Origin of the sequence: Thauera butanivorans NBRC 103042, from assembly GCF_001591165.1 — a bacterium.
GTDB classification, from domain to species: Bacteria; Pseudomonadota; Gammaproteobacteria; order Burkholderiales; family Rhodocyclaceae; genus Thauera; species Thauera butanivorans.
In genome coordinates, this window is the sequence record NZ_BCUG01000050.1 from 21,691 (window position 1) to 44,105 (window position 22,415).

The 22,415-nt window shown below is 67.3% G+C and carries 23 protein-coding genes and 1 riboswitch; of the genes, 6 read left to right on the forward strand and 17 right to left on the reverse strand.

The genetic code is table 11. The features are described 5' to 3' along the window. The first annotated feature begins 184 nt into the window (after nucleotides 1-184). The 5 genes from pdxH to TBU01S_RS17600 all read left to right on the forward strand — a co-directional run bounded on the left by pdxH (nucleotide 185) and on the right by TBU01S_RS17600 (nucleotide 6,462). On the forward strand, nucleotides 185-832 hold the full coding sequence (gene pdxH, locus TBU01S_RS17580) for a pyridoxamine 5'-phosphate oxidase (protein WP_068638520.1): 648 nt from the start codon (nucleotides 185-187) through the stop codon (nucleotides 830-832). A gap of 50 nt (nucleotides 833-882) precedes the next feature. Continuing rightward, a riboswitch (cobalamin riboswitch) is annotated at nucleotides 883-1,097 on the forward strand. Nucleotides 1,098-1,254: 157 nt separating this feature from the next. Continuing rightward, nucleotides 1,255-1,767, forward strand: a complete 513-nt coding sequence (locus TBU01S_RS17585; RefSeq protein ID WP_068638521.1) for a GNAT family N-acetyltransferase — start codon at nucleotides 1,255-1,257, stop codon at nucleotides 1,765-1,767. A 36-nt stretch (nucleotides 1,768-1,803) separates the two neighbouring features. Beyond that, complete coding sequence (locus TBU01S_RS17590) at nucleotides 1,804-4,665, forward strand: ribonucleoside-diphosphate reductase subunit alpha (RefSeq protein ID WP_068638523.1); 2,862 nt, start codon at nucleotides 1,804-1,806, stop codon at nucleotides 4,663-4,665. 104 nt (nucleotides 4,666-4,769) lie between these two features. After that, nucleotides 4,770-5,891 (forward strand): ribonucleotide-diphosphate reductase subunit beta, encoded by a 1,122-nt coding sequence (locus tag TBU01S_RS17595; RefSeq protein WP_245650967.1) that lies wholly within the window; start codon nucleotides 4,770-4,772, stop codon nucleotides 5,889-5,891. Nucleotides 5,892-5,958: 67 nt separating this feature from the next. After that, nucleotides 5,959-6,462, forward strand: coding sequence for an alcohol dehydrogenase catalytic domain-containing protein (locus TBU01S_RS17600; RefSeq protein WP_068638527.1), 504 nt, complete (start codon nucleotides 5,959-5,961; stop codon nucleotides 6,460-6,462). Between the two features lie 103 nt (nucleotides 6,463-6,565). On the opposite strand, the gene TBU01S_RS17605 is transcribed toward TBU01S_RS17600, so the two are convergent. From TBU01S_RS17605 to TBU01S_RS17670, 14 genes are all read right to left on the reverse strand, one after another. Continuing rightward, nucleotides 6,566-7,444 (reverse strand): AEC family transporter, encoded by an 879-nt coding sequence (locus tag TBU01S_RS17605; RefSeq protein WP_068638529.1) that lies wholly within the window; start codon nucleotides 7,442-7,444, stop codon nucleotides 6,566-6,568. A gap of 27 nt (nucleotides 7,445-7,471) precedes the next feature. Further along, on the reverse strand, nucleotides 7,472-8,365 hold the full coding sequence (locus TBU01S_RS17610) for an NAD(P)-dependent oxidoreductase (RefSeq protein ID WP_068638531.1): 894 nt from the start codon (nucleotides 8,363-8,365) through the stop codon (nucleotides 7,472-7,474). A 51-nt stretch (nucleotides 8,366-8,416) separates the two neighbouring features. Continuing rightward, nucleotides 8,417-8,836, reverse strand: coding sequence for a TRAP transporter large permease subunit (locus TBU01S_RS17615; protein ID WP_068638533.1), 420 nt, complete (start codon nucleotides 8,834-8,836; stop codon nucleotides 8,417-8,419). Between the two features lie 100 nt (nucleotides 8,837-8,936). Continuing rightward, complete coding sequence (locus TBU01S_RS17620) at nucleotides 8,937-10,154, reverse strand: MFS transporter (protein WP_245650968.1); 1,218 nt, start codon at nucleotides 10,152-10,154, stop codon at nucleotides 8,937-8,939. Further along, the gene (locus TBU01S_RS17625; protein WP_068638535.1) at nucleotides 10,151-10,642 is read right to left on the reverse strand and encodes a PaaI family thioesterase; all 492 of its coding nucleotides are present in this window, start codon (nucleotides 10,640-10,642) and stop codon (nucleotides 10,151-10,153) included. Before TBU01S_RS17625 ends, TBU01S_RS17620 begins: the two co-directional genes overlap by 4 nt. Further along, nucleotides 10,623-11,012: a VOC family protein gene (locus tag TBU01S_RS17630; RefSeq protein WP_068638537.1), complete on the reverse strand. Its 390-nt coding sequence runs from the start codon at nucleotides 11,010-11,012 to the stop codon at nucleotides 10,623-10,625. The genes TBU01S_RS17625 and TBU01S_RS17630 overlap by 20 nt, the downstream gene beginning before the upstream one ends. An 84-nt stretch (nucleotides 11,013-11,096) precedes the next feature. Next, on the reverse strand, nucleotides 11,097-12,380 hold the full coding sequence (locus TBU01S_RS17635; RefSeq protein ID WP_068638539.1) for a TRAP transporter large permease: 1,284 nt from the start codon (nucleotides 12,378-12,380) through the stop codon (nucleotides 11,097-11,099). Continuing rightward, on the reverse strand, nucleotides 12,377-13,114 hold the full coding sequence (locus TBU01S_RS17640) for a TRAP transporter small permease (RefSeq protein WP_083953697.1): 738 nt from the start codon (nucleotides 13,112-13,114) through the stop codon (nucleotides 12,377-12,379). Before TBU01S_RS17640 ends, TBU01S_RS17635 begins: the two co-directional genes overlap by 4 nt. 64 nt (nucleotides 13,115-13,178) lie before the next feature. Beyond that, nucleotides 13,179-14,207 carry a TRAP transporter substrate-binding protein gene (locus tag TBU01S_RS17645; protein WP_083953698.1) on the reverse strand — a complete coding sequence of 343 codons (1,029 nt, stop codon included), beginning with the start codon at nucleotides 14,205-14,207 and terminating at the stop codon, nucleotides 13,179-13,181. A gap of 46 nt (nucleotides 14,208-14,253) precedes the next feature. After that, nucleotides 14,254-15,099 (reverse strand): HpcH/HpaI aldolase/citrate lyase family protein, encoded by an 846-nt coding sequence (locus TBU01S_RS17650; RefSeq protein ID WP_068638541.1) that lies wholly within the window; start codon nucleotides 15,097-15,099, stop codon nucleotides 14,254-14,256. Continuing rightward, nucleotides 15,099-16,316 (reverse strand): CaiB/BaiF CoA transferase family protein, encoded by a 1,218-nt coding sequence (locus tag TBU01S_RS17655; protein WP_068638543.1) that lies wholly within the window; start codon nucleotides 16,314-16,316, stop codon nucleotides 15,099-15,101. The genes TBU01S_RS17650 and TBU01S_RS17655 overlap by 1 nt, the downstream gene beginning before the upstream one ends. A 10-nt stretch (nucleotides 16,317-16,326) precedes the next feature. Next, on the reverse strand, nucleotides 16,327-17,697 hold the full coding sequence (locus TBU01S_RS17660; protein ID WP_068638545.1) for an MmgE/PrpD family protein: 1,371 nt from the start codon (nucleotides 17,695-17,697) through the stop codon (nucleotides 16,327-16,329). A 22-nt stretch (nucleotides 17,698-17,719) separates the two neighbouring features. Next, nucleotides 17,720-18,886, reverse strand: a complete 1,167-nt coding sequence (locus TBU01S_RS17665; RefSeq protein WP_068638546.1) for an acyl-CoA dehydrogenase family protein — start codon at nucleotides 18,884-18,886, stop codon at nucleotides 17,720-17,722. Between the two features lie 106 nt (nucleotides 18,887-18,992). Continuing rightward, nucleotides 18,993-19,853: an HTD2 family dehydratase gene (locus TBU01S_RS17670; protein ID WP_068638548.1), complete on the reverse strand. Its 861-nt coding sequence runs from the start codon at nucleotides 19,851-19,853 to the stop codon at nucleotides 18,993-18,995. A gap of 161 nt (nucleotides 19,854-20,014) precedes the next feature. On the opposite strand from TBU01S_RS17670, the gene TBU01S_RS17675 reads away from it, so the two are divergent. Further along, on the forward strand, nucleotides 20,015-20,953 hold the full coding sequence (locus TBU01S_RS17675; protein WP_068638550.1) for a LysR family transcriptional regulator: 939 nt from the start codon (nucleotides 20,015-20,017) through the stop codon (nucleotides 20,951-20,953). Between the two features lie 231 nt (nucleotides 20,954-21,184). On the opposite strand, the gene TBU01S_RS17680 is transcribed toward TBU01S_RS17675, so the two are convergent. From TBU01S_RS17680 to TBU01S_RS17690, 3 genes are all read right to left on the reverse strand, one after another. Continuing rightward, nucleotides 21,185-21,406: a type II toxin-antitoxin system RelE/ParE family toxin gene (locus TBU01S_RS17680; RefSeq protein ID WP_245650969.1), complete on the reverse strand. Its 222-nt coding sequence runs from the start codon at nucleotides 21,404-21,406 to the stop codon at nucleotides 21,185-21,187. Then, complete coding sequence (locus TBU01S_RS17685; RefSeq protein WP_068638551.1) at nucleotides 21,403-21,690, reverse strand: CopG family ribbon-helix-helix protein; 288 nt, start codon at nucleotides 21,688-21,690, stop codon at nucleotides 21,403-21,405. Before TBU01S_RS17685 ends, TBU01S_RS17680 begins: the two co-directional genes overlap by 4 nt. 309 nt (nucleotides 21,691-21,999) lie before the next feature. Next, the coding region (locus TBU01S_RS17690; RefSeq protein WP_217999655.1) for an FAD-binding protein at nucleotides 22,000-22,415 on the reverse strand (416 nt) is incomplete at its 5' end.

Sequence of the window (22,415 nt, forward strand, 5' to 3'; positions counted from 1 at the left end):
GCGTTTCCGGCGGCAACTGCACGCCGGATGACGGCCGGGCCGCGCTCGTCTGGACCATCTCCGGACCGAAACGGGCGGTTATCCGGCATCCAGGCCGTGATACGCCGGCCCCGGCGTACAATCCCGCCCTTCCGGCGGCCTTCTCCGGCCGGCCCGGCTTCATTCACGAGCTCGGAGATCGGGCATGAGCAATAACACCCCCCTGTCGGACCTGCGCAAGAGCTACGAGCAGGGCGCGCTGGACGAGCACGAAGCGGCCAGCGAACCCTTGCGGCAATTCGAGAGCTGGCTGTCGGAAGCCCTCGCGCGCGGCGTTCCCGAGCCCAACGCGATGACGGTCGCCACCGTGGGCGAAAACGGCCGCCCATCGACCCGGATCGTGCTGATCAAGGACTACGACGCGCGCGGCATCGTCTGGTACACCAACTACCACAGCCGCAAGGGCCGCGAGCTGGAAGTCCACCCCTTTGCCGCGCTGCAGTTCCACTGGGTGGAGATGGAGCGCGTGGTGCGCATCGAAGGCCGGGTGGAAAAGGTCTCGGCAGAAGAGTCCGACCGCTATTTCGCCAGCCGTCCGCTCGGCAGCCGGATCGGCGCCTGGGCCTCGCCGCAGAGCGAGGTCATCGACGGGCGCGGCACGATCGTCGCGCGCGCGGCCGACTACGGACTCAAGTTCGGCCTCAATCCGCCCCGTCCGCCGCACTGGGGCGGCTACCGCCTGGAGCCCGACTACTGGGAATTCTGGCAGGGCCGCGCATCCCGCCTGCACGACCGCATCGCCTACCGGCTGCAGGACGACGGCAGTTGGCGGCGGCAGCGGCTGGCGCCCTGAGGCCGCCTGCCCGCCCATGGCCGGTTTGACAGCCCGGAAGGCCGGGGCTAATCTGCGCCCCTGTTCATGGTTGCCTGCCGACACCGGCAGGCATGAAAAGGGAATCCGGTGCCGCGCCCGCGCGCGAAACCCGGAACTGCCCCCGCAACTGTAATCGGCGAGTCCTGCGCCCCCTCACGCCACTGGAACAGCAGCACGTTCCGGGAAGGCTGGCGCAAGGCGACGACCCGTGAGTCAGGAGACCTGCCATGCACATCACCTTCAACAGTTTGGGGCGGGGTGTCCCTGACAAGAGGCATGGCTCAGACCATTTCACTTGTTCGCTTTCCTGACGGCCGGGCAGCACCGCATGGCGTGTCCATGCGGGCGATGCGCCGCGTCCAGCCGCCGGAGATCCGCCCTGCCCGTACCGGATCTCCGCCATGTCAGACCTCGCTCGCCCCGCTCCTGCGCTGAGCCCGATGACGCGCTTCGGCCCCGATGACGCGCCCCGCATCCTCGCCCACCTGCTGACGCTCGGCACCGACGACCGCATGCTGCGCTTCGGCCACGGCATCCGCGACGAAGGACTGGCCAGCTACGTCGCCCGCCTCGACTACGTCCGGGACCACGTCCACGGCCTGAACGACGCCCGCGGCGACATCGTGGCCCTCGCACATATCGCGATGCACGATGGCGACGTCGACTTCGGCCTCAGCGTGACGCGCCCATACCGCGGCCAGGGCCTGGGCCATGCCTTGTTCAGCCACGTCATTGCCATGGCGCAGCGCGGCGGCGCAGCACGCGTCCTGTGCTACAGCATCAGCCCCGCCGTGCTGCACATGGCCGGCCTCCACGGCTTCCGCCGCAGCGGCGGGAACCCCGCCGCACCGCTGGCGCTGCAACTGCCGAGCCCGGCTCCTGCCAGCCTCTCCCGCAGCCGCGCCGCCGCCTGAACACCTCCACACACTCACTTCCAGACAGGACATCCCGTGGACCGACTCCCCGACTCCCTCCATCGCATCGACCCGCAACTGACCGCTTTCGAAGTCATCCGCCGCAACGGCGCCGTGGTGGCCTTCGACCCGGGCAAGATCGCCGTCGCCATGAGCAAGGCTTTCCTCGCCGTCGAGGGCCGCCAGGGCGCGGATTCGTCGCGCGTGCGCGATCTCGTCGGCCGCCTGACCGAAACCGTCGTCGGCGCGCTGACCCGCCGCCTGCCCGACGGCGGCATGCTGCACATCGAGGACATCCAGGACCAGGTCGAACTGGCGCTGATGCGTTCGGGCGAGCACGACGTCGCCCGCGCCTACGTGCTCTACCGCGAACGCCGCGCCGCCGAACGCGCCGCGCAGAAGGCCGCCGGCATGGACGCCGCAGGCGACGCGCCGGTGCTGCACGTCGTCGATGGCGGGCAGCGCCGGCCGCTCGACCGCGCCGCGCTGCTCGCGACCTGCCGCGAAGCCTGCGAAGGGCTGGCCGACGTGTCCGCCGACACCGTGCTCGAACATGCGCTGCACAACCTCTACGACGGCGTGCCGGTCGCCGCCGTGCGCCAGTCGCTGGTGCTGGCGGCACGCACGCTGATCGAACGCGAACCCGGCTACAGCCACGTCGCCGCGCGCCTGCTGCTGTCCGCGGTGCGCGTCGAGGTACTGGGCCACGAAGCCTCGCAGGCCGACATGGCCGCCCCTTCAGGCGGATACGTCAGTCATTTCACGCAAGCAATCCAGCTCGGCATCGATGCCGAGCTGCTCGACCCGCGGCTGGCCGACTTCGACCTGAGCCGGCTGGCGGCGGCACTGAAACCCGAGCGCGACCTGCAATTCGACTACCTCGGCCTGCAGACGCTGTACGACCGCTACTTCCTGCACGTGGAAGGCCGCCGCATCGAACTGCCGCAGACCTTCTTCATGCGCGTGGCGATGGGCCTGGCGCTGAACGAGATCGACCGCGAGGCGCGCGCGATCGAGTTCTACCTGCTGCTGTCCTCCTTCGACTTCATGAGCAGCACGCCGACGCTGTTCAACAGCGGCACCCGCCATTCGCAGCTGTCCTCGTGCTACCTGACGACGGTCGCCGACAGCCTGGAAGACATCTACCAGTCGATCAAGGAAAACGCCATGCTGCAGAAGTTCGCCGGCGGCCTGGGCAACGACTGGACGCCGGTGCGCGCGCTGGGCAGCCGCATCAAGGGCACCAACGGCCAGAGCCAGGGCGTGATCCCCTTCCTGAAGGTGGTCAACGACACCGCGGTGGCGGTCAACCAGGGCGGCAAGCGCAAGGGCGCGGTGTGTGCCTACCTGGAAACCTGGCACCTCGACATCGAGGAATTCCTCGAACTGCGCAAGAACACCGGCGACGAGCGCCGCCGCACCCATGACATGAACACCGCCAACTGGATTCCGGACCTGTTCATGAAGCGCGTGCTGGGCAACGCCGAATGGACGCTGTTCTCGCCCTCCGACGTGCCCGAGCTGCACGACCTGTACGGCCAGGAATTCGAGGCCGCCTACCTCGCCGCCGAAGCGCGCGCCGCCTCGGGCGAGATCCGCCTGAGCAAGAAGCTGCCGGCGGTGCAGCTGTGGCGCAAGATGCTGACGATGCTGTTCGAGACCGGCCATCCGTGGATCACCTTCAAGGACGCCTGCAACCTGCGCTCGCCGCAGCAGCACGTCGGCGTGGTGCACAGCTCCAACCTGTGCACCGAGATCACGCTGAACACCTCGGACGACGAGACCGCAGTGTGCAACCTCGGCTCGGTCAACCTGCCGGCCCACCTGGTGCGCAGCGCCGACGGTGAGGGTGGCCACACCTGGCAGCTCGACAGCGGCAAGCTGCAGCGCACCGTGCGCACCGCGATGCGCCTGCTCGACAACGTCGTCGACCTCAACTACTACGCCACGCCCAAGGCCCGCGCCGCCAACCTGCGCCACCGTCCGGTGGGCATGGGCATCATGGGTTTCGCCGACGCGCTGCACGTGATGGGACTGGCCTACGCCTCCGACGCCGCGGTCGAATTCGCCGACCGCTCGATGGAGCAGGTCTGCCATGCCGCCTACTGGGCCTCGACCGAACTGGCCGAGGAACGCGGCCGCTATTCCAGCTTCCGCGGCAGCCTGTGGGATCGCGGCATCCTGCCGCAGGACAGCCTGGCCCTGCTCGCCGAAGCGCGCGGCCGCGCCAGCGAAGGCGGCGCGCTGCTCGAAGTGGACCGCTCGTCCGCTCTCGACTGGGGGCCGCTGCGCGAACGCATCGCCCGCCACGGCATGCGCAACTCCAACTGCGTCGCCATCGCGCCGACCGCCACCATCTCCAACATCGTCGGCGTGTCGGCCTCGATCGAGCCGGACTACCAGAACCTGTACGTCAAATCCAACCTGTCGGGCGAATTCACCGTGGTCAATGCCCACCTGGTGCGCGAGCTGAAGGTGCTCGGCCTGTGGGACCCGGTGATGGCTTCCGACCTGAAGTATTTCGACGGCTCGCTGGCGCCGATCGAGCGCATCCCGGCCGACATCAAGGCACGCTACGCCACCGCCTTCGAGATCGAGCCGCAGTGGCTGGTCGAAGCCGCCTCGCGCCGCCAGAAATGGATCGACCAGGCACAGTCGCTGAACCTCTACGTCGCTGGCGCGTCGGGCCGCAAGCTCGACGAACTCTACCGCCTGGCCTGGCTGCGCGGCCTCAAGACCACCTACTACCTGCGTACCCTGGGCGCGACCGCAATGGAAAAGACTGGCGCCAGCACCGGCACCGCCGCTACCCAGCCCGATGCTGCCCCAGCCGCCTACGGCAGCGCCGCACCCAAGGCCTGCTCCATCCTCGATCCCGACTGCGAGGCCTGCCAATAATGAGCGCATTCAACTTCAACGACTGGGACACGCCCGCCCCGCGCACACCGTCGTCCGTGCCCACGCCGACAGGCTCGGCCCCCGCATCGGCTACTGCGACAACGATGGCAGCAGCAGCGCCTACCCCGGCGACGGCTGCCGCCCCTGCACCGCGCCCCGGCCTGGGCACGAACGCCACGCGCACCCCTGCGATGCTCGCGCCCGAGGCGCGGCCTGGCGCGCTGGCGCCGGTGCGCGTCTCCGACAAGCGCATCGTCAACGGCCAGGGCGACATCAACCAGCTCGCGCCCTTCAAGTATCCATGGGCCTGGGAGTTCTTCCTCAACGCCAACAAGAACCACTGGACGCCGCTGGAAATCTCGATGGCGCAGGACGTCCATGACTACCACCACCGCCTGACGCCGGCAGAGCGCCACGTGTTCGAGAACGTGCTGTCCTACCTGACGACTTCGGACATCCTGGCGATGCGCAACATCGGCCTGGCGGTGATGGAGAAGATGACCGCGCCCGAGCTGCAGATCTACCAGGCCCGCCAGGTCTACGAAGAGGCGCTGCACACCTGGACCTACCAGCACTGCATCGAGAGCCTCGGCCTCGACCAGCAGGAAATCTACAACCGCTACCGCGTCGTGCCCGAGATCCACGGCAAGATCGCGCTCGCCAACCGCCGCCTGGAGCGGGTGATGCGCGCCGACTTCGATCTCGGCGACCGCGACAAGCTGCACGAATTCGCCCTCTCCTACCTGTTCTTCGCCGCGATCTTCGAAGGCTGCTGGTTCTACAACGGCTTCTCGCCGATTTTCGCGCTGCAGCGGCGCGGGCTGATGAAGGGCACGGCCGAGCAGTTGCAGTACATCATGCGCGACGAAGTGCTGCACTGCGCCTTCGGCATCCGCGCCGTGCGCACGCTGATCGCCGAGGAAGAGCTGGAACTCGACCCGCAGGCGGTCTCGCTGCTGTGGCAGGAAGCGGAAGCGGCCGAAGCCGCCTATTCCGGCTACCTGCTGCGCGAGCCGATGCTGGGCTACTCCGCCGCCCAGCACATGGGCCAGTTCCGCTACATCGCCAACCGCCGCGCCCGCCAGCTCGGCCTGCCCGAGCCCTTCCCCGGCGCCGAGAACGTGCTGCCCTGGCTGGACGAGCAGGCCAACCTGCGCAAGGAAAAGAACTTCTTCGAGACCCGCGTCACCGAATACCAGACCGGCGGCGCACTGGCCTGGGAGTGAAACACGGGCGGCGCACGGCCATGATCCGGGCTAAGCTTGCCTTCCACTCCAAGCCTGTGAGGAAGACATGAAGGCAATCACGCTCAAAGCCCCGGGCGGCCTGGTCAACATCGCCGAAGCCGAGGTCGCAGACCCGGGACGCCCTGGCAAGGGCGAAATCCGCGTCGCGATCAAGGCCAGCTCACTGAACTACCACGACCTGCTCGTCGCTTGCGCCGCCGTCCCCACCGAGGATGGCCGCATCCTGCTGTCGGACGGCGCCGGTACCGTGGCAGAAGTCGGCGAGGGCGTGACGGAGTTCAGGCCCGGCGACCATGTCGTTTCCACTTTCTTCCCGGTCTGGCCTGCCGGGCCGGCCAATCTGCCGATCCTGCTGGCACTCGCCAGGCACGCCCGGATCGAAGGCCTGATCGTCGGCAGCCGGCGGGACCAGCAGGACTTCGTCCGCGCGCTCGAACTGATGGAAGCCCGGCCGATCATCGACCAGGTGTTCTCATACACGGATCTCGCCGCGGCTTTCGCCCACCAGCAGAGCGGGCAGCATTTCGGCAAGATCTGCGTGGAGTGGTAAGTGCCATTGGCCAGACATGGTCATGGGCGAGTTGCAGAAGAAAATATGAAGGAGGCGGAGCACCTGCTCCGTTCACTCCTCTTCAACTTGTGGCCAGCCGCACTCATGATGCCAGACTGAATGCCAGCGCCAGTGAAATCGAAAGCGGTGCGAAAAGATTGCCGAGAATCACGATCGCCGCCACCTTTTCGGGCTCCTGGGAATAACGCTCGGCAAACATGAAGTTGAGAATGGCGGGCGGCAGTGCGCCGAATATCAGCAGCATGCTCGTTTCGTGGGCGGACACGCCGAATGCAAGGCAGAAAACATAGGCGATCAACATTCCCGTGAGTGGTGTCGCCACCGCCCCCACGACTCCGATGCGCCACTGTGCAAACGGCGCGGTAGTCAGCCGGACGCCGAGCGAGAACAGCATCAGCCCGGTGGAGACGTCCGCGATGATCTTGATCGCCGACAGAAACGGCGGCCACAGCGCCAGATCCGAAAGACTGACCAGCACGCCTGCGACGCCCGCCAGCACGACCGGCTCGCGGAAGACCAGCCACAGCTTCGCATTCCGGCCGAGCCAGCAGGTGGCGACCGCAAAGTGCAGGACGTTTTCGACCAGGAACAGGACGACCGCGGCGGGAAGCGCTTTCTCCCCGAATGCAAACAGCGAAAGGGGCAGCCCCATGTTGCCCGCGTTCTTGAACATCATCGGCGGCAACAGCGTCTTCGGGGCGTAGCCCATCCGGCGTGCGATCGGCCACCCCAGCAGCCCCGAACCGAGGACGATGAGCAGGCCGCCGATCGCAATCATCTGCACTTCGGCCAGATCCACCGACTTCCCCGCAAGCGCGGAGAAAATCAATGCGGGCACGAAGATGCCCATATTGACCTGATTGGTGGCGATCATGTCGGGGCGATGCTTGCGGCCATACAGGTAGCCGATCGCAATCACGGTGAACACCGGAAAGACGATGCTCACGATCTGGACGAACATTGGCGATTCTCTTTGCAGGATGCGGGATCAGGACCGGGCTGCCGACATGGTGCCGTTCAGTGCGTAGTAGCTGCGGATGACCTGGCTGTCGTCCGCACGCCCGTCGCCGCGCCCGGACGTGGCGAGGAAGAGCTGGTGCGCGACCGCGGCGATCGGCAGCGCTGCCCTGGCGTCACGCCCGGCCTCCAGCACGATGCCGAGATCCTTGACGAAGATGTCGACTGCGCTGCTGACCTCGGGCTCGGCCTGCAACATGCGCGGGCCTCTGTCCTTCAGCATCCAGCTCGACGCCGCCGAACCACCCATGATGTCGAGCAGCACGTCGAGGCTGACGCCGACCTTGGCGGCCAGCGCGAAGGCTTCGGCGACGACGGCGATATGCACGCCGCACAGCAGCTGGTTGACGGTCTTCACCGTGGCGCCCTGGCCGGCACGCTCGCCGACGTGGAAGATGCGCTGGCCCATGGCCTGGAACACCGGCTGCATCGCGTCGAAGGTGGCGCGATCGCAGGCCGCCATGATGGTCAGCGAGGCGGCAGTCGCGCCGGCCGTGCCGCCCGAAACCGGCGCGTCGACGAAGCGGCGTTTGCTGGCGGTGACGCGCGCGGCGATGCGCTCGACCGCGGCCGGCGGGCAGGTTGCCATCAGGCAGACGATGCCGCCCTCGTCCAGCGCCTGCAGCGCGCCGTCGTCGAACAGCACCTGTTCGGCCTGGGCGGCGTTGACCACCATCAGGATCAGCACCTCGGCGCCACGAGCGGCGCCGGCCGCATCGACGGCAGGCTCGGCGCCGCTCGCCGCCAGCGTGGCGAGCGCGGCAGCATTCAGGTCGATGCCGCGTACGCGGTGCCCGGCGGCGAGCAGATTTCTTGCCATCGGCAGGCCCATCGAACCGAGCCCGGCAAATGCAATCGTGTTCATGAAACGTCCTTGTCCAAGTGGCGGCCCCTGCGGCGCAGGGGCCGCACAGGGTCAGTAAAGGGTGAAGGCCGGCACGAAGGAGATCAGCGCCAACACCGTGATCGCCACCAGATAGAAGGGCCACAGCTCTCGCACGACCGCTCCCACCCTATCGCGCGAGATCGCCGCGGCGATGAACAGCGTGGTGCCGACCGGCGGAGTGAAGAGGCCCATGCTCAGGTTCACCGCCATCATGATGCCGAGCTGGATCAGGTCGAGGCCGATCGCATTGCCGATGGCGACGAAGGTCGGGCCGAGCAGCAGGATCGCCGCCGGCAGGTCGAGGAACATCCCCACCGTCACCATGATCAGGTTCAACATCAGGATCAGCGGGATCGACGGCGGGATCAGGCCCGCGATGGTCGCCGACGAAGCCGTGGCCGCAGCAGCGAAGGCACCCGGATAGCCTTCGCGCTTCTGCCACGGAATCATCGAATTCCATCGAGTCGCGTTCCATTCTGCTCTCCTGTTGCCGAAGGTATCCCCGACGGCACACGAGCCGGCACCACGAAGGACCGCGCCGCGCACGCCACTATTGCCTGCCCTTCCCCTTCAGCTCCGCGTACAGCAGTACCACGCCGACCAGCAGGATCACCCCGCCGATCCCCGCGTAGCCGGCCGCGAACGAGCCGGTGGCGCCGACCAGCGCGGCGAAGGCCGGCGGGCCGAGCACGACGCCGAAATAGGTGAAGAACAGGGTGCCGCCGGTCAACATGCCGGCCTGGCCCGGCGGCGAGAGCTGGGCGACGCGGGCCAGATAGACGCCGTTCCAGCCGATCGCGGTGGCGCCGAACACCATGCTGACAGCGATGACGACGACGAGCGGCCAGTCCGGCTCGAACAGCGCGGTGATCAAGGAAGCTGCCGCCATCGCGAACGCGAGCAGGCACAGCACCAGGTTCGGCGCCTTCCAGCGGTCGGCGGCGTAGCCCCACAGCAGGCGTCCGCCCGCGCCGGCGAACTGGGACAAGGACAGCACGAAGCCGGCGGTGACCAGCGAAGCACCGTATTCCGCGGTCAGGTAGGTCACCAGGTAGGTGGTCAGGCACAGCTGCATCGCGCTCAGGAAGAAGGTGCAGAACGCCAGGTTGCGGATGTCGCGATGGGCGAAGACCTGGGCCAGCGGGCGCATCACGCCACCCAGCGACACCTTGCGCCGAGGGTCGCGGTCGGCATCGAAGCCGGTGCGCACCACCTGGGCGATCAGCGCCATGACTGCGCAGGCGGCGCCCACCGCGAGCGCGGCGCCCTGCCAGTTCGACAGCAGTACCAGCGGTGGCACGGCCAGGCCGGCCAGCGCGCCGCCCAGCGGAACCCCGGTCTGCTTGACCGAGAACAGGAAGCCCATGCGGTGCGCCGGCGTGGTACGGGCGAGGATGTGGGAGCTCGACGGCGTGATCGGTCCGTAGCCGAAACCGATCAGCAGCGCGCTGACGGTCATCGACCACACCGTTCCGCCGGCGGCGAAAGCCAGCCCCGCGCCGGACAGCAGCAGGCAGGCCTGGCTGACGCGAATCGCGCCGTAGCGGCCGACGAGATTGCCGCTCGCCAGCGTCGACAGCATCGCGCCGACATAGACCAGGGCGATGAACACCCCCACCAGGGCACCCGGCAGGTCGGTGGTACGGGCCGCTTCCGGCGCCAGCACCGGTACGGTCAGCGCGGCCATGGTGGCGAGGATCTGGATCGCCAGGGTGATGCTCAGGGGGATGAGCATCGCCCCCTCGCTGTTGCGGGCGCCGCCATTCATTCGATCGATTCCGGCGGCGTCGCACCGCCCTGCGGCGGCTTGCGGTACTTGAAGGTGCCGACGCCCTTGGCGACGATCCGCCCTTCGGCGTCGAGTATCTCGGCTTCGCAGAAGCAGGTGGAGCGGCCGCCGCCGATGGCGCGCGCCTGGACCCGCAGCCGGCCGCTGCCGGGACTGAGGAAGCTTGCCGTCACGCCGATCGAAACCACCGACAGCCGGAAGCCCTGGCGTGCCATCGCCGCCCGCGCCATCGTGGTGTCGAGCAAGGTCATCAGCACGCCACCATGAACCTTGCCGTGCATGTTGGTCAGTTCCGGCCGCGAGTCGAGCGCGACCCGCGCCCATCCCGGCCCGACGCCGTCATCGACGGCGCCGAGCAGGTCGAGAAAGGGGTTGCGGAAGCTGGGCGGTGCCGACACCGCTTCGCCGCCGTCCTGCGCAGCCGGCTCGCCGGACCGGGGCGCTCGCTCAGGCGGCGGACTGGACATTGGCCACCTCGACGAGATTGCCGTCGGGATCGCGGCAGTAAACGGAGCGGATCGGCCCGGTCGCGCCGGTGCGCGGCACCGGTCCCTCCTCGATCGCCACCCCGCAGGCGTGCAGATGGGCGATCACTTCGTCCAGCGGCACGCCGGTCAGGAAGCACAGATCCGCCGAGCCCGCCTGCGGCGTGCGCGCATGCGGCCGGATCGGCGCGCTGGCGGGGTGGAGGTTGATCTTCTGGCTGCCGAACGACAGGGCCCGACGGCCCTCGCCGAAGGTGACCGCCTCCATGCCCAGCGCGCGGGCATAGAAGGCGATCGTGGCGTCGATGTCCGCCACCGTGAGGACCAGATGGTCCAGTGCGTCGATCTTCATCGGACAAACTCCATGCTTTGTTCATGGCCGTTCGGACCGGGCCCTGCGGCACGCCCAGGGCGAACGGCCTGGTCAGGCATTCCCTTACATCATTCCGAGCACGGTTGGCAGCCAGGTGGAGATGATGGGCACGTAGGTGATCAACATCAGGAACACCAGCATCGTCACCAGCCACGGCCACACCGCCTTGGCCATCGCCGTGAGCCCCAGCTTGCTGATGCCGCTCGCGACGTACAGGTTCAGCCCCACCGGCGGCGTGATCAGACCGATCTCCATGTTCACCGTGATCATGATGCCGAAGTGGATCGGGTCGATCCCCAGCGTCATCGCGATCGGGAACAGGATCGGCGCCGTGATCAGGATCACCGACGAGGGCTCCATGAAGCTGCCCAGCACCAGCAGCAGGATGTTGACCGCGATCAGGAACCCGATCATCCCCATCCCCGAGTCCATGATCCACTGCGCGATCCCCTGCGGAATCTGCTCGTTGGTCAGGATGAACGAGAACAGCACCGCGTTGGTGATGATGTACAGCAGCATCGCGCTCATGTTCGCCGAATTGAGCAGCACCTTCGGCACGTCCGACAGCTTCAGGTCCTTGTACACGAAGATCGCGATGAAGAACGCGTACACCGCGCTCATCGCCGCCGCTTCGGTCGGCGTGAACATGCCCGAGTAGATCCCGCCCATCACCACGATGATCAGCGCCAGCCCCCAGATCGCCCGCCGGAACGCCACCCACACGTCAGCGAAGCTGCGCTTGGGTTCGCGCGGAAAGTCGCCCTTGCGCGCCACCCACCAGGTGGTGAAGCCGAGCATGAATGCGCACAGCAGCCCCGGGATGACGCCAGCCATGAACAGCGCGCCGATCGAGCTGTTGGTCGACACCGCGTACATCACCATCACGATCGAGGGCGGGATCAGCACCCCGAGGCCCCCGGCCGAGGCGACCGCGCCCGCACCGAACGGCTTCGGGTAGCCTGCCTTCATCATCGCCGGGATCATGATGCTGCCGATCGCCACCACCGTGGCCGGGCTCGAGCCCGACACCGCGGCGAACAGCGCGCAGGCGAACACCGAGCTGATGCCCAGCCCGCCGCGCAGGTGCCCGACCATCGCCGTGGCGAAGTCGATCATGCGCCGCGCCACCCCGCCGTGGGTCAGGAAGTTGCCCGCCAGCACGAAGAACGGGATCGCCATGATCTCGAACTTCTCGATGCCGGTGAAGAGTTTCAGCGCCACCGATTCGAGCGGGACGTCGGTGAAGAAGAACAGGAAGGTGAGTACCGTCAGGCCCAGCGAAATGGACACCGGCATGCCGGTGAGCATCAGGACCGTGAGCAGTACGAAGATGATCGCGGCGGTCATGGCTTGCCTCCCTGGCCGCCGTTGCGATGGCTGCCATTGCGCTTGTCGTCGCTGTCGTACGGCGGGTGCTTGTGCTTGAGGTCGTGCGGGTGCAGGTCGTCGTCCATTTCGAAGTAGTTCACATCGACCGGCACGTGCCCTTCCTCGTCGATGCCGTCGACGTGGCCGTGGTCGTGGTGCGGCAGCTCGCCCGTGCGCCAGAAGCTGGCCGTGACCTGCAGGAAGCGGAAGCACATCAGGTAGGAGCCCAGCGGAATCGCCGAATACACGATCCACGTCGGCCATTCCAGGTCCGGCGTGACCGGGCCTTCGAAGAAGTGGCCCGTGTCCGCGCCCAGCGTGCTCAGCACCGCGTAGGCCATGCCGTTCTCCCACACGAAGTGCGCGCCCAGCGTGCCGATGATGCCGGTAAACAGCGCTCCGGCCAGCAGACCGAAGATGATGAACTTCTGGCGCACCGCGTCCGACAGGTGGTTGATCAGCACATCGACGCCGACGTGGATGCCCGTGCGCACGCCGTAGGCCGCGCCGAACTTGGCCATCCACACGAACATGATGATGCACAGCTCCTGCGCCCAGCCCAGGTTGATGTCCAGCAGCATGTCCTGCAGCCCCGGTATCTCGAACCCGGACAGGTAGCGGTGCACCACCGCCACGAAGATGATCACGGTCGCCGCCCCGATGAAGAAGGCGACCAGCACCTCTTCCAGGCGATCGAGTAGTTTCAGTACCATGGTGACTCCCCCATGAGGCCCGCCGCGCCCCGACGGGCGCAGCAGGGCATCAGCCGGCCAGCGTTCAGAACTTGCCCGGATCGAAGCCGGTGGCTTCGTAGATCGACTTGATCGTCGCCGCGCCCACGCGCGATTCCATCTTCTTGTGCACCGGCAGCAGCGCCTTGATGAAGGCCGCACGCTCTTCGTCGCTCAGCATGTGGATCTCGGTCCTGCCCGAGGCGCGCACCGCTTCCAGCATCTGGTCGTTCTCTTCCTTGGCGATCTGGTTGGCGTAGTCGGTCGCCTCGTCCATCGCCTTGTCGAGCTGGCTGCGCACCTCGGCGGGCAGGCCGTCCCAGAAGCGCTTGTTGGTGATCACCACATAGCCGATGTAGCCATGGTCGGATATCGTCATGTGCTTCTGCACCTCATGGACCTTCTGCGTGAAGTAGTTCGACAAGGTGTTTTCCGTGCCGTCCACCACGCCGGTCTGCAGCGCCTGATAGACCTCGGAGAAGGCCATCACCTGCGGCAAGGCCCTCACTTCACGCATCTGCTCTTCGAGCACCTTGGACGACTGGATGCGCAGTTTCTTGCCACGCAGGTCCGCCGGCGTCCGGATCGGGGTGTTTGCGCTCAGTGCCTTGAAGCCGTTGTCCCAATAGGCCAGGCCCTTGATGCCGCGCGGCTCCAGCTTGTCGAGCAGCTGCTGGCCGACCGGGCCCTTGGTGACCTTGTGCAGGGCCTCGTAGCTGTCGAAGATGTAGGGCAGGTCGAAGACCTCGAACTCGCGCACGCCCAGCGGACCGAACTTCGACAGCGACGGCGCGAGCATCTGCACCGCGCCCAGCTGCAGCGCTTCCACTTCCTCCTTGTCCTTGTACAAGGTGCTGTTGGGATACACCTCGACCTTGACCGCGCCATTGGTGTATTTCTCGGCCAGTTCCTTGAATTTGTCGGCCCCCTTGCCCTTGGGTGTGTCCTGCGCGACGACGTGGCTGAACTTGATGACGATCGGCTCGGCGGCGACGGCAAGCGTCGACAAGGGTGCCAGGGCCAGCGACAGCGCGCCGCCGATCAGGGTACGGCGAAGATGGGAAAATTTGCTCATGGTCTCCTCCTGCTTGTTGTAAGAACGACTGCAAAAAAACGGCTGATCAAAGGCCGAAGGTGGCGGCGACGGCCAGTACACGCTCGGCGCGCGCGATGACGGGGGCATCGATCATGCGACCCTCGACCACCGCAGCGCCCCCGCCCGCGGCCGCCGCGGCCTGCTGCACCGCGCGCGCCCACTGGATCTCGCTGGCCGAAGGGGTGAAGGCCGCGGCCACGGCCTGCACCTGACAGGGATGGATCAGCAACTGCGCGCCGAAGCCATGCCGGCGCGCGCGCGTGGCATAGCGCTGCAGCGCCTGGGCGTCGCTGATCACCGTGAACACGCCGTCCACCGGCGCCGGCAGGCCGGCACGCTGGCTGGCGAGCACCAGCATCGCCCGCCAGGGCAGGAAGACGAGTTCCTCGGGATCGGCTTCGTCCGGCACCAGATCCAGCTCGACGGCCAGGTCGAGCTTGCCGAACACCAGGCGGGCACAGCCTTCGGCGCCGGCGATCTCGCGCAGCGCATCCAGCCCGACCGCGGTTTCGATGATCGCCAGCACCGGCTTGCCACTGCTGGCGCGGGCATGCCGCAACTGGGCGGCACTGTCGGCCTTCGGCAGCATCACCCCGGCCACGCCCGCATGCCGGCAGGCCAGCAGGTCGTCCTCGTGCCAGTCGGTGCCGGCGGCATTGATGCGGACGACCACGGCCTGCGCAGGATTGGCGTCGAGCCAGGCCAGCAGCGCCTGGCGTGCGCCCGGCTTGTCGGCGGGCGCGACCGCGTCCTCCAGGTCGACGATGACGGCGTCGGTGCCGGTGGCGACGGCCTTGGCGATGCGCTCCGGGCGGCTCGCCGGCACGAACAGGAAGGTCCGCGCCCGCGCCAGATCGAGTTTTTCTTCCATCACACCACCTTCCTTGCATGCAGCTCGGCAATGCGGCCGCCGTAGCCGAGTTCGTCGAGGATCGCGTCGGTATGGGCGCCGAGCGCGGGCACCGGGTCCATGCGCGCCGGATGGTCGCCGCCCATGCCGGGCGGCTGCAGCGCGGGCAGCGGGCCGACCGGCGAATCCACCGTGGTCCAGCGCTTGCGCGCCTGGAGCTGGGGGTGGGCCCAGATGTCGCTCATCGTATTGACGCTGGCATTGGCGATGCCTGCCGCATCGAGCTTGCCGAGGACCTCCTCGGCGCTGGAGCCGGCGAAGGCCTGCTCGATCACGGCGCGGAGCGGGTCGCGGTTGGCCACGCGCTGCGCATTGCTGGCAAAGCGCGCGTCGGCCGCGATGCCGGAATCGCCCAGCACCTTGTCGCAGAACACCGCCCATTCGCGCTCGTTCTGCAGGCCCATCATCACGGTGCGGCCATCGCCGGCAAGGAAGGGTCCGTAGGGATAGATCGTGGCGTGCGACGCGCCACAGCGCCTGGGCGGCTCCTGGCCCTTGTAGGCGTAGTACATCGGGAAGCCCATCAGCTCGACCATGGCGTCGATCATCGCGACCTCGATGCGGCGGCCGCGGCCGGTCCTGCCGCGCCCGATCAGCGCGCCGAGGATGTTGGTATAGGCATACATGCCGGCGGCGATGTCGGCGATCGAGATGCCGGCCTTGGCCTGCTCCTCGGGCGTGCCGGTGGTGGACAGGAAGCCCGACTCGCTCTGGATCAGCAGGTCGTAGGCCTTCTTTTCGGTGTAGGGGCCGCCTTCGCCATAGCCGGAGATGTCGCAGACGATCAGACCGGGGTTTGCCGGCGACAGCGCCTCGTAGGACAGCCCCAGGCGCGCGGCCGCGCCAGGCGCGAGGTTCTGCACCATCACGTCGGCCTTGGCCAGCAGCTTGTGCAGGATTTCCTGCGCCTCGGGCTGCTTGACGTCCAGCGTCAGGCTTTCCTTGGAGCGGTTGGCCCAGACGAAATACGAGGCCATGCCATCGACGCGGTGGTCGTAGGCGCGGGCGAAGTCGCCGACGCCGGGGCGTTCGATCTTGATCACGCGGGCGCCGAGATCGGCCAGATGGCGGGTGGCGAAGGGCGCTGCGACGGCGTGCTCGAGCGAGACGACGGTCACGCCTTCGAGCGGCAGCGAGCCGGCTTGCGGCTTGTGGGTATCGGTCAGGGTCGCAGTCATGGTCCCACTCTCAGGAAGATGGAAGAAGCGCGCCGATGCGGGGCGCGGTACGCAGTTGCCACACACGCCCGATCAGGGCGTCGATCTCGGCCGGGCTGGCGGCGCCGGAGAAAGCCGCCAGGCGCCGCGCCTTGTCGGCGAGCTCGGCGCGCGACAAGGTGTTGCCCGGATCGCCCTTGGGGTCGTCGATCGCCCCCTGGAAGCAGGCGCCCGACCTGGTCCTGACCTCGACCCGGCCCAGCCAGCGCTTGGGGTAGGCAGCATCGACCTCGTCGTCGAGCGTCATGCCGACCTTGTCGCGGAAGGCGGCGACCGCCGGGTCGCTCAGCGCATGGTCGCGGAAGCTCTCGAGGCCGGCATCGCCGTGCACCGCGAGCAGGCCCAGCACCGTGCCCATCGAGAACTTGGCCTGATGCACGGTCGTCGGCACATCGACGACGCCGAGCACGTCGATCGCGCCCTTGTGCACGCGCGTCAGCACCGATTCGATGTCGCCATGGGCGAGCCCCTCGCGCTTCATCACGGCCTGCAGCGCATCCGCCGCCGGGTGGGTGTGGCGGCAGGAGGCGTGGAACTTGAACGAGGTTTCGAGCAAGGCCCAGCGGCTGCCGAGCCGGTCGCCGAGGCGTGCCGGATCGGCATCGGACGACATGCCTGCGGCCATGCCTTTCTCGCCGTCGAGAATGCGCCGCGCCGCAGTCACCCCGCCGCGCGCCAGATAGGCAGCCGCCAGCCCACTGGCCGCCGCGTGCGCGGTGTGAAGCTGCTTGGAATCGGCAGCGTCGCGCAGGAACTCCCACAGCCCCGCCGCCTGGGTGCCGGCCGAGCCAATGGCGTTGCGCATCTGCTCCGGCGGCAGCTTCAGCACGTGCCCGGCGGCAACGGCGGCCGCCAGCGTGCCGACCGTGGCGGTGGTGTGGAAAATGCGGTAATGCGAACGGCCGAGGAATTCGCCGATGCGGATCCCCGCCTCGTAGCCGGCCACGCAGGCGGCGATGAACTCGGCGCCCGAAGCGCCAACGTCCTGCGCCGCCGCCAGCGCGGCGGGAAACACCACCGTCGCCGGATGCAGCACCGAACTGTTGTGCAGGTCGTCCTGCTCCACCAGGTGCGAGGACGCCGCATTCACCCAGGCGGCGAAGTAGGGCGAAGTCCGGCCGCGGCTGGCCAGCACTTCCGCCGGCCCGCCGGCCGGGCCCATGGCGTGGGCGAAGGCTTCGAACTGCGGCAGCGGATGCATGCCTTTCGCCGCCAGCGCGGAGGCGATCCAGTCGAGGAACAGTTCTTCGCAGCGCTCCACCACCGGCACGGGCAACTGCTCGTAGCGCAGGCCGGCGACGAAGGCGCACAGCGCGTCGGCGGGCGTGTTCTGATCGATCATCGCGCGAACTCCCAGGGCGGACTCAGAACGAACGCGGCAGCCCGAGCAGGTGCTCGGCGACGTAGGAGAAGATCAGGTTGGTCGAGATCGGCGCCACCTGGTACAGGCGGGTCTCGCGGAACTTGCGCTCGATGTCGTACTCGTTGGCGAAGCCGAAGCCGCCGTGGGTCTGCATGCAGACGTTGGCCGCTTCCCACGAGGCCTTGGCGGCGAGGTACTTGGCCATGTTGGCCTGGGCGCCGCAGGGCTGGTGGGCGTCGAACAGCTCGCAGGCCTTGAAGCGCATCAGGTTGGCGGCCTCGATCTCGATGAAGGCGTCGGCGATCGGGAACTGCACGCCCTGGTTCTTGCCGATGGGGCGGTCGAACACGATGCGCTCGTTGGCGTAGCGGGCCGCGCGCTCGATGAACCAGTAGCCGTCGCCGATGCATTCGGCGGCGATCAGCGTGCGCTCGGCATTGAGGCCGTCGAGGATGTACTTGAAGCCCTTGCCCTCTTCGCCGATCAGGTTTTCCTCGGGGATCTCGAGGTTGTCGAAGAACAGCTCGTTGGTTTCGTGGTTGACCAGATTGGGAATCGGCCTGACGGTCAGGCCCTTGCCGACGGCGTCCTTCAGCTCGACGATGAAGATCGACATGCCTTCGGATTTCTTCTTGACCTCGGCCAGCGGCGTGGTCCGCGCCAGCAGGATCATCAGGTCCGAATGCTGCACGCGGGAAATCCACACCTTCTGGCCGTTGACCACGTAGCGGCCGTCCTTCTTCACCGCCACGGTCTTGATCTTGGTGGTGTCGGTGCCGGTGGTTGGCTCGGTGACCGCCATCGACTGGATGCGCAGCTTGCCGGCGGCGATGTCGGGCAGGTACTTCTCCTTCTGCGCCTTGCTGCCGTTGCGCAGCAGCGTGCCCATGTTGTACATCTGGCCATGCACCGCGCCCGAATTGCCGCCCGAGCGGTTGATCTCTTCCATGATCACCGACGCCGCCGTCAGGCCGAGGCCGGAGCCGCCGTACTCCTCGGGAATCATCGCCGACAGCCAGCCGGCGCCGATCAGCGCGTCGACGAAGGCTTCGGGGTAGCCGCGCTGCTCGTCGATCTTGCGGAAGTATTCATCGGGAAACTCCGCGCACAGGCTGCGGACGGCGTCGCGGATGTCCTGGTGCTGGTCGGGGGCGTTCAGAGTGGACATGCTTGTCTCCTGTGGTGGTAAGCGGGGAAATCGCGGCCAAGGCGCGCCCCTGCGCTTCGTTGCCGAAGCGCATCGGTCGGTGAAGCGGAAGTGGAAGAGAAGCGGATTACTCGAAGCCGACGACGGCCTTCATCGTCAGGCGCCCGTTCTCGTCGGTCCACAATTCGGCCGAATCCGGCCCGGTGATGCGGCCGCAGACGTCGAAGCGGTGGATGTCGAACAGCGGCCCGACGGCGCGGAACGAGAAGCGGGTGATGCGCTTGTCCGGGTGGGCCTGGCGGAAGGCTTCGAGCAGCAGCGTGGCAATCAGCGGGCCATGCACGATCAGGCCCGGATAGCCCTCGACCTGGGTCACGTAGGGATGGTCGTAGTGGATGCGGTGGCCGTTGAAGGTCAGCGCCGAATAGCGGAACAGCAGCACCGGGTCGGGATCGATGCTGCGGCGGAAGTCGGCCTGCGCCGGCACCGCCTCGCCCGCCAGCTTGCCGCCGCCGGGCGAGGCGTTGCGATAGACGATGTCGTGCTCTTCGACCAGCGCGGCGGCGCCGTCGGCGCCCGAGATGGTGTGCTCGACGGTGACGAACACCAGGTCGCCGCTGCGGCCGCTCTTGCGCTCGCAACTCAGGATGCGGGACACCCGGCGCAGGCTTTCGCCGACGCGCAGGGGCCGCTCGAAGCGCAGCCGCCCGCCCGCCCACATCCGGTTGGGCAGTTCGACCGGCGGCAGGAAGCCGCCGCGCCGGGGGTGGCCGTCGGGGCCGATCTCGCTGGCGCGCGCATTGGGCGTGAAATACACCCAGTGCCACAGCGGCGGCAGCGCATCACCGTCGGCGATGGCCGACGGCTCATGGTCGAACGTGGCGGCCAGCGCCTGGGCGATGCGCAGATCGACGCGGTCGCTGCGAACTTCCTCCCGCCCCACCCACGCTGCCAGATCGGCGTTCGTGCTGTTGGCCCCAGTCTCCATAAACTCTCCTTTTCCACACATATGTTTTTCTGCGAAACATGATCCGCCCGGTGCCGAACGATCACAATTCGCCATTCCTTTACCCTGCCTTAACGACAATCGAAGCCCCGAACGCCCATCGAAGCCATAACATTCGAGGGGATAATGACCGGAACGACGGCATGAACATCGATCTGCGCGACCTGACCCTCTTCAGTCTCATCGCCGAAACCAAGAGCCTGACGAAAGCTGCGGAGCGCAATTACCTGTCGCTTCCCGCAGTCAGCGCGCGCGTGAAGAACCTCGAAGCCAATGCCGGCGTGCGGCTGCTGTACCGCACGCCGCGCGGCGTCGCGCTGACGCCGGCCGGCCAGAGCCTGCTGCGGCATGCGCGCACGGTGCTGAGCGAGATCGAGCACATGAAATCGGAGTTGCAGCGCTTCGGCGAAGGGGTGCAGGGCAGCATCCGGATCTTCGCCAACACCACGGCCGTCACCGAGTTCATGCCCGAAGTGCTCGCCACCTTCCTCGCCGCCCATCCCAAGGTCGACGTCAATCTGCAGGAGCGCCCCACTTCGGAAATCATCCGCGGCGTGCTGGACGGCACCACCGACCTGGGCATCACTTCCGGCCCGATCACCGCCGACGGACTCGAACTCCATACCTTCAGCACCGACCGCCTGGTGCTGGCCGTCACCCCGGGACACCCGCTCGAAGCGCTCGACAAGGTTCGCTTCGCCGACATCATCGACTACGACTACATCGGCCTGCACCAGGGCAGCACCCTGCAGGCCTTCGTCGACCAGTTGATGCAGAACGCGCGCAAGCGGCTGCACATCCGGGTCCAGGTGAGCAACTTCGAATCGGTCTGCCGCATGGTCGAAGCCGGCGTCGGCGTCGGCATCGTCCCCGAGTCCGCCGCGCGGCGGAACAGCAAGACCATGGCGATCTCGATCAAGACGCTCGACGAGGACTGGGCGCTACGCGAGCGCCACGTGCTGTCGCGCTGCGGCGACTCGCTGCCGAGCCATACGCTGGCACTGATCGAAAGCATCATGGACTACCCCGGCCATGCGGAGAGCCGGGCGGGCATCCTCCCGCCCTCCGGCGGGGCTTCCTGACGTAGCAGCCCCTCGCGTATCGCCAGCCATGGACCGCGTCGGCTGCGGGGTTTCCCACATGGGAGCATGGATGGAGGAAGCGGGAGTGGCTGATGGCGCGATCCTGCGCGGCGTGCAGAGCAGTTCAGCGAAGGATTTTTCCAGCAGCCAGCCGGCGGTCAGGATTGGAGCGGCGGCCACTGCCGAGCAGCGTGCAGGATACGCAGCACGCGCACCAGGTCGCCGGCCAGGTCATAGACGATGAACGATGATGTAGTTCTGGTGCGCGACCAGTTCGCGAGTGCCGGCGATGCGGCCAGGCCGACCCAAGCCGGGATGATCGAGCAGGCGGCCCGCCTTCTCGGCAAACAACTCATCCAAAGCCAGGGCGGCGACGGGGTTGTCGGCCTCGATGTAGTCGTAGATTTCGTCACGGTCTTGGGTCGCCTCTGGCGTCCAGAACAGCTCCATCATTTGGCTGCTTCAAGGCGGCGACGGGTGGCCGACCGCTTGGCCGCGAACCTGGCTTCTACCTCTGCCGCCGAAATCAGATCGCCCGCATTGGCCGAGTCCAGGCCGATCTGCACCTGCTGGCGAAACCAAGCATCATGTGCGGCCGCTTCCTGCTGCTGGCGCACGAAATCGCGCATGAAGTCGCGCAGCAATTGCGCGCCCGTGCGGTCGCGGGACTTGGCAGCCATGGTGAATTCGTTTTTCAGTTCCTGATCCACCCGGAAGGTAAACGTAGCCTCGCTCATGGCATGACTCTCATGTGTTACAGAACAAGTGCAGCGTAGCACAAACCGAGTGCTGACATTCTCCACGGTCAGAACTTCGGCGTCTCCTTCGGCTGCGTGCAAGTTCTCGATAAATCTGCTGTGTCGAGCTACGACGCAGTCCAGTGAAGTGCCGGGATGGAGTCAAAAAAAAACGGCCTGGCGAACCATGGGTCAGCCAAGCCGCAATTCGTTCCGGAAATCAGCAGGAGGGGAGAGGAGCGATCTCCGGACGAAAAAACCATCGACGGTACGCGGGGACAGCCGTGCCGGCGCCGTCCCCGGCCCGGCTCAGAGCGCCGCGGTCAGTTCCGGCACGACCTCGAACAGATCGCCCACCAGGCCGTAGTCGGCCACCTGGAAGATCGGCGCCTCCGGGTCCTTGTTGATCGCCACGATCACCTTCGAGTCCTTCATCCCCGCCAGGTGCTGGATCGCCCCCGAGATGCCCACCGCGATGTACAGCTGCGGCGCGACGATCTTGCCCGTCTGGCCCACCTGGTAGTCGTTGGGCACGAAGCCCGCATCGACCGCCGCACGGCTCGCGCCCAGTGCCGCGCCCAGCTTGTCCGCCAGCGGCTCGAGCAGCGTGTGGTAGTTCTCCCCGCTGCCCACGCCCCGGCCGCCCGAGACGATGACCTTGGCCGCACCCAGTTCAGGGCGCTCGCTCTTGGTCAGCTCGCGGCCGGCCAGCGCCGCCACGCCCA

Excerpts from the sequence above, each read along its gene's own strand:
- TBU01S_RS17625 (WP_068638535.1), bottom strand. The coding sequence starts at position 10,642 with ATGTCCAGTCCGCCGCCTGAGCGAGCGCCCCGGTCCGGCGAGCCGGCT.
- TBU01S_RS17595 (WP_245650967.1), top strand. The coding sequence starts at position 4,770 with ATGGCAGCAGCAGCGCCTACCCCGGCGACGGCTGCCGCCCCTGCACCG.
- TBU01S_RS17650 (WP_068638541.1), bottom strand. The coding sequence starts at position 15,099 with ATGGAAGAAAAACTCGATCTGGCGCGGGCGCGGACCTTCCTGTTCGTG.
- TBU01S_RS17635 (WP_068638539.1), bottom strand. The coding sequence starts at position 12,380 with ATGACCGCCGCGATCATCTTCGTACTGCTCACGGTCCTGATGCTCACC.
- TBU01S_RS17640 (WP_083953697.1), bottom strand. The coding sequence starts at position 13,114 with ATGGTACTGAAACTACTCGATCGCCTGGAAGAGGTGCTGGTCGCCTTC.
- TBU01S_RS17600 (WP_068638527.1), top strand. The coding sequence starts at position 5,959 with ATGAAGGCAATCACGCTCAAAGCCCCGGGCGGCCTGGTCAACATCGCC.
- TBU01S_RS17605 (WP_068638529.1), bottom strand. The coding sequence starts at position 7,444 with ATGTTCGTCCAGATCGTGAGCATCGTCTTTCCGGTGTTCACCGTGATT.
- pdxH (WP_068638520.1), top strand. The coding sequence starts at position 185 with ATGAGCAATAACACCCCCCTGTCGGACCTGCGCAAGAGCTACGAGCAG.
- TBU01S_RS17645 (WP_083953698.1), bottom strand. The coding sequence starts at position 14,207 with ATGAGCAAATTTTCCCATCTTCGCCGTACCCTGATCGGCGGCGCGCTG.
- TBU01S_RS17585 (WP_068638521.1), top strand. The coding sequence starts at position 1,255 with ATGTCAGACCTCGCTCGCCCCGCTCCTGCGCTGAGCCCGATGACGCGC.
- TBU01S_RS17660 (WP_068638545.1), bottom strand. The coding sequence starts at position 17,697 with ATGATCGATCAGAACACGCCCGCCGACGCGCTGTGCGCCTTCGTCGCC.
- TBU01S_RS17680 (WP_245650969.1), bottom strand. The coding sequence starts at position 21,406 with ATGATGGAGCTGTTCTGGACGCCAGAGGCGACCCAAGACCGTGACGAA.
- TBU01S_RS17610 (WP_068638531.1), bottom strand. The coding sequence starts at position 8,365 with ATGAACACGATTGCATTTGCCGGGCTCGGTTCGATGGGCCTGCCGATG.
- TBU01S_RS17630 (WP_068638537.1), bottom strand. The coding sequence starts at position 11,012 with ATGAAGATCGACGCACTGGACCATCTGGTCCTCACGGTGGCGGACATC.
- TBU01S_RS17620 (WP_245650968.1), bottom strand. The coding sequence starts at position 10,154 with ATGAATGGCGGCGCCCGCAACAGCGAGGGGGCGATGCTCATCCCCCTG.
- TBU01S_RS17665 (WP_068638546.1), bottom strand. The coding sequence starts at position 18,886 with ATGTCCACTCTGAACGCCCCCGACCAGCACCAGGACATCCGCGACGCC.
- TBU01S_RS17675 (WP_068638550.1), top strand. The coding sequence starts at position 20,015 with ATGAACATCGATCTGCGCGACCTGACCCTCTTCAGTCTCATCGCCGAA.
- TBU01S_RS17685 (WP_068638551.1), bottom strand. The coding sequence starts at position 21,690 with ATGAGCGAGGCTACGTTTACCTTCCGGGTGGATCAGGAACTGAAAAAC.
- TBU01S_RS17655 (WP_068638543.1), bottom strand. The coding sequence starts at position 16,316 with ATGACTGCGACCCTGACCGATACCCACAAGCCGCAAGCCGGCTCGCTG.
- TBU01S_RS17615 (WP_068638533.1), bottom strand. The coding sequence starts at position 8,836 with ATGATTCCGTGGCAGAAGCGCGAAGGCTATCCGGGTGCCTTCGCTGCT.
- TBU01S_RS17670 (WP_068638548.1), bottom strand. The coding sequence starts at position 19,853 with ATGGAGACTGGGGCCAACAGCACGAACGCCGATCTGGCAGCGTGGGTG.